This window comes from Okeania sp. SIO3I5, assembly GCF_010672085.1.
GTDB lineage: Bacteria > Cyanobacteriota > Cyanobacteriia > Cyanobacteriales > Microcoleaceae > Trichodesmium.
The window spans coordinates 1-9,077 of the sequence record NZ_JAAHHT010000191.1 but is presented as its reverse complement, the minus strand read 5'-3'; the positions used below and the strand labels follow the sequence as shown (position 1 = coordinate 9,077).

General features: G+C 34.0%; 6 protein-coding genes. 3 read left to right on the top strand and 3 right to left on the bottom strand.

The features are described from left to right. A partial coding sequence (dnaB, locus tag F6K40_RS29820) for a replicative DNA helicase (protein ID WP_293141116.1) occupies positions 1-2,490 on the top strand: 2,490 nt, incomplete at its 5' end. A gap of 121 nt (positions 2,491-2,611) precedes the next feature. Next, positions 2,612-2,893, top strand: coding sequence for a hypothetical protein (locus tag F6K40_RS29815; protein ID WP_293141114.1), 282 nt, complete (start codon positions 2,612-2,614; stop codon positions 2,891-2,893). Here F6K40_RS29815 and F6K40_RS29810 read toward each other — a convergent pair. Then, positions 2,877-4,205, bottom strand: coding sequence for an RNA-guided endonuclease InsQ/TnpB family protein (locus F6K40_RS29810; protein ID WP_293141112.1), 1,329 nt, complete (start codon positions 4,203-4,205; stop codon positions 2,877-2,879). The genes F6K40_RS29815 and F6K40_RS29810 overlap by 17 nt on opposite strands. A gap of 61 nt (positions 4,206-4,266) precedes the next feature. On the opposite strand from F6K40_RS29810, the gene F6K40_RS29805 reads away from it, so the two are divergent. Beyond that, on the top strand, positions 4,267-4,449 hold the full coding sequence (locus F6K40_RS29805; protein WP_293141110.1) for a hypothetical protein: 183 nt from the start codon (positions 4,267-4,269) through the stop codon (positions 4,447-4,449). A 567-nt stretch (positions 4,450-5,016) separates the two neighbouring features. Here the strand turns inward: F6K40_RS29805 and F6K40_RS29800 are convergent. Together F6K40_RS29800 and F6K40_RS29795 are read right to left on the bottom strand one after the other, a co-directional pair. Further along, positions 5,017-5,841 (bottom strand): hypothetical protein, encoded by an 825-nt coding sequence (locus F6K40_RS29800; RefSeq protein WP_293141108.1) that lies wholly within the window; start codon positions 5,839-5,841, stop codon positions 5,017-5,019. Between the two features lie 20 nt (positions 5,842-5,861). Beyond that, positions 5,862-8,180 (bottom strand): NACHT domain-containing protein, encoded by a 2,319-nt coding sequence (locus F6K40_RS29795; RefSeq protein ID WP_293141106.1) that lies wholly within the window; start codon positions 8,178-8,180, stop codon positions 5,862-5,864. Positions 8,181-9,077: the final 897 nt, after the last annotated feature.

Genomic DNA, 9,077 nt, shown 5'->3' with positions numbered 1-9,077 from the left:
TTTGCCGAATCTAAACATCCGTCGGTCGAAAATAGAAGTGTCAAAAAAACCTCGGAGAAAACTTCTGAAAATTTCACGACTGCTGATACTTTTTGTCGGAAAAATTTACTGGCAGGTATGGAAAACTTTCCATTAGAAAATCTAGATTTCGGCTCGGACAGACTAACTTTAGCCAGACTCGAAAATTCCTGGTGGAAGAAATTGGAAAGTCGGGAAATTTTCTGCAATAAGCTGCTGAGTCTGGTGGAGAAATTTTCCATATCTAAATATCCGTCAGTCGAAAACAGAAGTGTCAAAAAAGCGTCGGAGAAAAATTTTGAGAACTTAACTACTACTGATACTTTCTATGGCAAAAATTTACTGGCAGATATGGAAAACTTTCCATTAGAAAGTCTAGATTTTGACTCGGAAAGATTAACTTTAGCCAGACTCGAAAATTCCTGGTGGAAGAAATTGGAAAGTCGGGAAATTTTCTGGAATGAGCTGCTAAGTCTGGTGGCAACTTTTGCCGAATCTAAACATCCGTCGGTCGAAAATAGAAGTGTCAAAAGAACCTCTCTTAAAAATTCTAAGAATTTCACGACTGCTGATACTTTTTTTCGGAAAAATTTACTGGCAGATTTGGAAAACCTTCTCTCAGAAAATCTAGATTTCGACTCCGAGAGATTAAATTTAGTCAGACAAGATAATTCCTGGAGCGAGCAATTAGAAAAGACAGAAATTCTCTGGAATAAATTGGTGAGTCTTGTGGCAAATTTTGCCGAATCTAATGATACTATTTCTGGGAAAAATTTTCTGACAGATATGGGAAACATTCCCTCAGAAAATCTGGATTTTGACTCCGACAGATTCGATTTAGCCAAACTGGAGAATTCCTGGAAGGAGCAATTAGAAAATACAGACATTTTCTGGGATGAATTGGCAAGTCTAATAGAAAAGTTTGCCGAATCTAAAAATCAGTCAGTAAATAGTAGAACCGTCAAAAGAACCTCTCCTCAAAATTCTGAGAACTTAACTACTACTAATACTATCTCTAGTCAAAATCTTCTGGTAGATTTGGAAAACCTTCCCTCAGAAAATCTGGATTTTGACTCCGAGAGATTCGATTTAGCCAAACTGGATAATTTCTGGAAGGAACAATTAGAAAATACAGACATTTTCTGGGATGAAATTGTCTCTATCGAACCAGTAGGAGAAAAGCAAGTATACGATCTAACTGTGCCAGAAACTCATAATTTTGTAGCTAATGATATTTGCCTCCACAATACTAGCTTTGCTGTGAATATTGGTCATAGTATTGCCGCTAATCAAAAGTTACCAGTTGCTATTTTTAGTTTGGAAATGTCTAAAGAACAATTGGTCTTAAGACTATTAGCTAGTGAGGCAAAAATTGAAAGTAATAGATTGCGCTCTGGGCGAATTAGTCAGAATGAATGGGAACCTTTAACTTCGGCTATTGGTTCTCTTTCTGAGATGCCGATTTTTATTGATGATACTCCGAATATTACTGTTAATGAAATTCGTTCTAAAGCTAGACAACTTCAAAGTGAACAAGGTGGAGCTTTAGGATTAATTTTATTAGATTATTTACAGTTAATGGAAGGCAGTAATACTGATAATCGAGTCTTGGAGTTGGCAAGAATAACTAGAAATTTAAAAGGTTTGGCAAGAGAACTTTCGGTGCCGATTATTGCTTTGTCTCAACTTAGTAGAAGTGTCGAATCTCGCACTAATAAAAGACCAATGATGTCTGATTTGAGGGAGTCTGGTTGTTTGACTGGAGAAACTTTAATCTATTTAGTTGATGGTAAAAAGATTCCTATTTCTCGTCTGGTTGGTAAGTCGAATTTTCCTGTTTTTGCTTTGAATGAAAATACTGGAAAATTTGAGTCGGCGATGGTGAGTCGGGTGTTTTCTACTGGGGTTAAACCTATCTTTCGTCTGCAAACTTCTTCGGGAAAATTGATTCGGGCAACTGCTAATCATCCTTTCTTTTCTATGGGGGGTTGGAAACAGTTGAATAGTCTGAATATTGGGGATTCTCTTGCTATTTTGAGTGAAAAAATGCTTAAATGTTCAATATTGTATCGTGGGCAACTTTTGTCTCAAGCAAATTTTGGGCCAAAATATGGTGGAAAGTTAGGGTCTGTTGTTAAGTCTGGTGAGTGGGGAGGGTGTACGGAAATTGATGTTGAATGGGATGAAATTGTCGAAATAATGCCTGATGGGGAGGCGGAGGTTTTTGATTTGACTGTACCTGGTCTTCATAATTTTGTGGCGAATGAGATTGTCGTTCATAACTCTATTGAGCAGGATGCCGATCTAGTTATTATGCTTTATCGAGATGAGTATTATTCCCCAGATACTCCCGACCAGGGTATTGCTGAGGTTATTATTACTAAGCATAGAAATGGTCCGACTGGTACGGTGAAGTTATTGTTTGACCCCCAGTTTACTAAGTTTAGGAATTTAGCAGTTAATAAGCGATGAGCTTTCAGCTTTTAGCTTTCAGCCTTCAGTCTCTAGCTTTTAGTCTTCAGCACTCAGGTTTCAGCGATCACTCTTTCCATATATCAAAAAATCAGATAATCGTAGGCCCTTGTTGAACGAAGTGAAACCCAACAAAACCTATAATTCCGAGTCTGGGAGAGGTAATGCTAGGAGACAATCAAATATTCAGGACTTTTTCCCAGGAGCAATGCCAGAAAAATTTTCATCTTGTGGAGCAAGCATAGATGGTTGTTTTTTCCTCATCAAATTTTTCCATCCATCTCAACTCCGTGAAAAATCACTAACATTTTTATTCTTTGAAGCTCCTGAAAAAAGTTCGGCGCTTGACATCCTCTCCGGCCTAAAGGCGTGGAGATTCCCATCCATCAATCAAACAGACTAAGCTGCTTGAAAGACTCAAGGCGGGTAGACGACTCATTGTTAGCAACTGCCTTTTTACGGGTAGATTTACGCCGACTCCTCGTCTTGTTTAATGTCTCGGACTGCCCGCCCGCGACTTCATTGAAAAGAGATAATTGCACTGGTGTTTCTAATATTTCAGTTTCAATAGTTTCAACCTTGGTTATCGGTTGAGTTACTTCTGCGACTGTTTCACTAACAACATTGAGAATGTTTACGGCAGCATTGATATCTCTATCATGCACAGCACCACAATTTAGACAAGTCCATTCACGGACATTTAACTCTTTCTTGCCACCACGAAAACCACAATTAGAGCATTTTTGCGAAGTAGGCTCCCAACGATTAATAACTCTAAAATCACGACCATATTTTTCACATTTTGCCTCTGTTAAAGTTCTGAATTGCCTCCATCCTAAATCACTAATTGCTTTAGATAATTTACGGTTACGAAGCATGCCAGAAACATTTAAGTCTTCCAGGACAATTACATCGTATCTACGAATCAAATCAGTTGATAACTTATGAAGAAAATCTGTACGAATGTCTTTGATTTTGGCATGAAGTTTAGCTACCCTTAATCGTGCTTTTTCACGACGCCTACTACCCTTTTCAGTATGAGCAAATTTACGTTGGAATTTAGCTAACTTCTTAAGATTCTTTTTCAGAGGTTTTGGTGCTAATATTTTCTCACCATTACTTAAAGTTGCAAAAGTATTAATTCCTAAATCTATGCCTGTTGAATTTTCGGTTTTGGGCAAATGTTCAGCAGATGTTTCTACTACAAAGCTAAGAAAATATCTATTAGCACTATCTTTAATAATAGTTACTGATGATGGGGGATTAGGGAGTGGTCTTGACCAATGTACTTTAAGCTTACCTACTTTAGTTAAATAAACTTTATCTTGACCAATTTTAAATCCTCCTTTTCTAAACCTTGCAGTTTGTTTAGATTTCCTGCTCTTAAACTTAGGATGCCTTGTAGTTTTTCCTTTCCTTTTACCCTTGCAACTATTGAAAAAGTTTTGATATGCTGTATTCAAATCATTCAACGACTGCTGCAATGGAATATTAGATACCTCTGCTAACCAAGCTCTATTAATTGTCTTTTTAGCCTGAGTAATAAATACTTTTTGTAGTTCAGTATTACTTGGCTTTTTTTTGTTAGCTTTAAACTCTTGAATACAATGAGCTAGAGCATCGTTCCAAACTACTCTACAACAACCAAATAACTTTGCTAATTGTACTTGTTGTATTAAGTTTGGATAACATCTATACTTATACCTTGCTTTCATTTTTTCCCCGATCGACCATACTTAATATTATAATATAAATGTGTACACATTAAGGGGCTTTATGAAAAATAATCAATTTAAAATAAGAATGGATGATAAGAGAATGGATAAGTTAAGATTATATGCGCGAGCAAAAGGGAAAACAATGACTCAAGTGATTGAAGAGTTAATTGATAGTTTGCCAGAAGTAGTTATTAAGCCAACTGAACAAGAAGAAATGTTTTTGCACTTTACAGAAAATTAAGCAATAAAAAGTCCCCCTAAAAGGGGAAGGCTTGAAACCCACTTTTTTGGTCAAAGAAATTTTTCTAGGAGTAACGCCAGAAAAATTTTCATCTGGTTAAGCTCTCGTTAATGGTTGTTTTTCCCATCATCAAATTTTTCCATCTATCCCTCCTTTATGGAAAACCACCAACATTTTCATTCTCTGAAGCTCCCGAAAAAAATCGCGCGTCAAAGGATTTGGGGTTGCATCCTCACAATTTTTGTGATATCATAAATTTTAAATGGATTCGTTCGCCTATACGCATGATTTTTTATTCAACTAAAAATAGTATAGTTTTGGGAGCGATCGCCTTTTCAGTTATCAGTTATCACCTTTCAAGTTAAATTGTTGATATTTTAAAGATGAATATTAGGAAGCGATCGCTTATTCCATCTTTTGAGAAAGTCAGTTAAATCAAGCAGTATTTTCATCGGGATAATTTTAGCTTCTGAACAAAATGAGAGTTAAAAATTAAGTTGCCAGTGAATTTAAGCGTTTCTAGTTTGACGCTAACTTTACATTATTAGAATCTTTTCAAACTTATAATTAAGTATCAATAGAACTATCATGTTTTAAAATATCCTTGAGAGGATTATTGGTTTGGCGTTGTATTTTTTGTGCGTAAATCCATAAGATTAAGAAAACAACTAACATAATTACCCAAATTAATGACATAATTAATATAGGTATTTCCAAAGGCACACCAACTTCAAATAGATCAAATAATGAATATAATAAAAATAATAACGCATTACAATTTAAGACATAGATAATTAACAGAGCATTTTTTCCAAAAATCCAGAATAAAAATATATTAAAGAATCCTAGAACAGGAAGACTTACTGAAGGTAAAATCATGAAAATTAGTACCAGTGAAAAACATAGTTCTGGTAAAAATTTATATTTAACATCCAGAAAAATATTACGCCAGTCATCAGGGGTTGGACGACGATATTCGATAAGACTATAGAATAGGGAAAATTGTAAATATGCATCCAAAGTGTAAAACAGAGATAGCCATTTTTTGCTAGGATTAATCGAATTAATTGATGTATTAATAAATTCTTGTTTGATTATATTAGAATTTCCTCGCTTTGTTTTCGATTCTGCTAATATTTTCGCATACCTATCAACTTCTTTTTCTTTTGCAAACTCTTTGAACTTCAAAACATCAGTTTCATCAAACAATACTATCGTACATAAAGGAATTACTATTCTTGGATCGATCTTGCGTTGAGAAATTTCTTCAGGAGTACATTTACAACAAATGAACCAAGCTACTTTTGCCATAGCTTCTCTTTCCGATGGTGGAAAATGAACTGCTATCCATTCCCAATCTCTTAAGTTAAATTCCTTATCAAGTTCTGCCATATTTCTCACTCCTTGAAAACCTAATTATTTAAACTACTAAACTCCGCAAGATTTAAAGCAGCTAACCTCTGAATATTTTCATCAGAATGATCAAGTAAACCATTTAAAATTTCTCTCGAATAAGGAGTACCAATTTTCACTAAATCTCTCATTGCCATTTCCGAACCTTTCTCTGCTAAACTCTTCAATAAAGAAACTGCAATATCTCCCATATTAATAAGTGCTTGACGAGCATCTACCAAATTAATATCCTCATAATACCTAAACAAAATATCCGCTGCTTGTGGCAAATTTGTTTTAGATAACGCCTTAACAGACGCTCTACTAATTTCCAGAGATTCAGAATTATTCAAAGCATTTTCTAGAAACTCAAAAACAACTTTTCCCCTACCTCTTTCCCGAACATCAGAAGCAACTGCTCCAAAAGCTCTAGCTAAATTTTCATCAGAATTTGCTTCTGCCAATTTCTCCTTAAATTCTTCAATAATTCTCTCTGCTAAATCAGAAGAAACTTCTTGAGCATCCGCTAAACATTCAAAAGCTGTCAGAGAATCTTCCTGATAAATAACCTCTATTAAATTTGTACTATTTCCCGCAAAACCACACCAAAGTTTAACCGTTTCTCGCCAACGTTCCGGGTCATTTTTAAACCTTTCTATTAATTCATTTTCTCTATCTCTTAAAGCTGTTGCTGCAAAATATTCTTGCAAAGTTAAATGAGCAAACTGATATTTATCTCCTCTCTCAACTTCCAATAATAATCCACTACGTTCGACAATTTCTCTTAATATTGGTTGAGTATCTGTTTCAGGATTTAGATTCAAATCGGGTAAAACTTTTTGAATTTGTTCTACGACAATTTCATAATCCAAACTTAAGTCATTTTTTTGTTGTTGACTAGCATTATCCTGAGCAAATAAAGCTAAATGTTGTAGCACTCTCCGCTTATGAGCGCTCTCCTTATATTGATTAAAATTATTCTGCCATTGATTCAATAAAATATGAGTAGATTCTTGATAAAAATCTGACCGAGACTGAGGCAAAACAAAAGCAGGTTGAGTATAAAGATGAGCAACAATTGTCAACATTAAAGGATTTCTTGCTAACTCCATAATTAGAGGTCTATCTCTCAAAGTTTGTATGAGTTGATCGATAGATTTATCGGGTGGCATTTGAGATTTCCATGCTTCTAAAAAGAGTCGCATTTGTCTGTCGCTAAATTCTTTAATATCTAAAGTTTTCTCGACAGACTCAGCAAAATCATTCCGATAAACTGCTGCCCGACAAGTAATAATTGCTCGACATTTATCGTATTTATCTAATAAGTCATTTATAGCTTGCACAACTTGAGGGCGAATCAAACTTTTCACTTCATCTAATCCATCAAATAACAGAAATAATTTTCCTTTTTCCAGATTTCGCTCGACAAAAGAATTAGCTTTAGGAAAATCATCTCTATCTAAAGCTTCTACTAATTTCTGTTTTAAGATTTCCATATTGAGGGCAGAAGTTTCTATTTCATTGAGGCGATATAACTCTAATAAAATCGGCACATATTCATTAGATGAACTTTTAAATTTTTCCCTCGCCCAAGAGAGAACAAGATATTTTAATAAAAGAGTTTTTCCAGCTCCAGGTTGCCCCTTAATAGCCAAACGATTATATTTTTTAATCTCAGAAAAATTAATTGGTTCATTACTGCCTTTTTCCAAGAATTGCAAATCCACATAAATTTCTTGCAGACTTAAAGGACGATTCGGACGAAAAGGAATTTTTAGTTGTTCGTGTTTATTAATCAGACCTTTTTTATAACTTTTTAGAGATAAATTCCAAAATAATTCAAGACCAGCAATTTGATTGTAGAGCCATTTGCCAAAGGTATTAACTAGATGAGTTACCCAACCTTGTATAGCTTCCTTAAAAATAAACAGAATCAAAAATGCTATTGCAGCAAACCATCCCAACCCATAAAATAAATCGTCATTAATTTTTTCCCAGAGATTACTATCTTTTGCCTCCTTGAGTTTTGTATATTCTTCCTCGTAAATTTTAGTAATTTCTGGAGTAGTTAAACCCACAGAATTTTTCTCATATAAATCAATCATTAACCTACTATCCATTGCCTTATCATTTTCAACATGACGTTCGGCATAATCTTTAATTTCTTGAATTAAAACTTCCCGACTTTTAAGATTAGGTGTAGGTGTCTGAGTATAACTAGGTAATATCCAACTCCAACACAATACAATAGTTAAAGTTAGTAGAAATAAATTAATCGAAACCAGTCGGTTAAATTTGTGTGGAAAAAGTTGAGTGTAAGATAAATTAGATTTAGGCATATCAAGTTAAAGTCAGAAGTTATTCAGTCAGAATTCAGAAGTTAAATTATTACTTTGTTATTTTGATAAAGCTAGAAAAAATATTTAACTGATAACTGATTAAAATATAAGGTTTTATACCCAATTATTTTGATAATAGATTTAACGATTATCATTACAGAAAATTTGTAGCAAAATTCCTAATATAAAATCCGATTGAACAGTTGTCATTGCGACGATAGGAAGCAATCTCCGCGCACCCCTGAGATTGCTTCCTTCCACAGAGTGTAAGTCGCAATGACTTGGGTGTAATAATTATCCGAATTTAATATAAGTATTAGTATTCAACTATTAGCTTTTAGTTTGCCTCCTGAGTCGAAACTGTCTTAATCAGCTAGATTATAATTACTAAGTATTCTCTTGAAATAAGAAATTATTATTGATAAATTTGATATTATTTCTAGCATAAATAAGTAGCTATTCAGTTAATATAGAAATTCTAAATAAGTTCTCATATTTTATCGTAGGGGTTTAGTCTCCATGCTTGGGGAAAGGAGACCAAACCCCTACAGTTTTTCTCACAAATCATTTAGGATGAGTATATAAGTTTTTTTAAATAAACTCTGACTTAATTCGTCAAAAAAGCTGAGAGCTAATTGCTAATAGCTGAATGCTTTATTAATAAAAAAAAGAAGAAATTATTATTGATAAATTTGATATTATTTCTAGCATAAATAAGTAGCTATTCAGTTAATATAGCAATTCTAAATAGGTTGTAATATTTTATCGTAGGGGTTTGCTCTCCATGCTTGGGGAAAGGAGACCAAACCCCTACAGTTTTTCTCACAAATCATTTAGGATGAGTATATCAGTCTTTTTAAATAAACTCTGACTTAATTTGATGAATTTAGTTTATTG

What these genes read in the sequence shown, in the direction of transcription:
- F6K40_RS29810 (WP_293141112.1), bottom strand. Translation starts at nt 4,205, where the DNA reads ATGAAAGCAAGGTATAAGTATAGATGTTATCCAAACTTAATACAACAA.
- F6K40_RS29805 (WP_293141110.1), top strand. Translation starts at nt 4,267, where the DNA reads ATGAAAAATAATCAATTTAAAATAAGAATGGATGATAAGAGAATGGAT.
- F6K40_RS29800 (WP_293141108.1), bottom strand. Translation starts at nt 5,841, where the DNA reads ATGGCAGAACTTGATAAGGAATTTAACTTAAGAGATTGGGAATGGATA.
- F6K40_RS29795 (WP_293141106.1), bottom strand. Translation starts at nt 8,180, where the DNA reads ATGCCTAAATCTAATTTATCTTACACTCAACTTTTTCCACACAAATTT.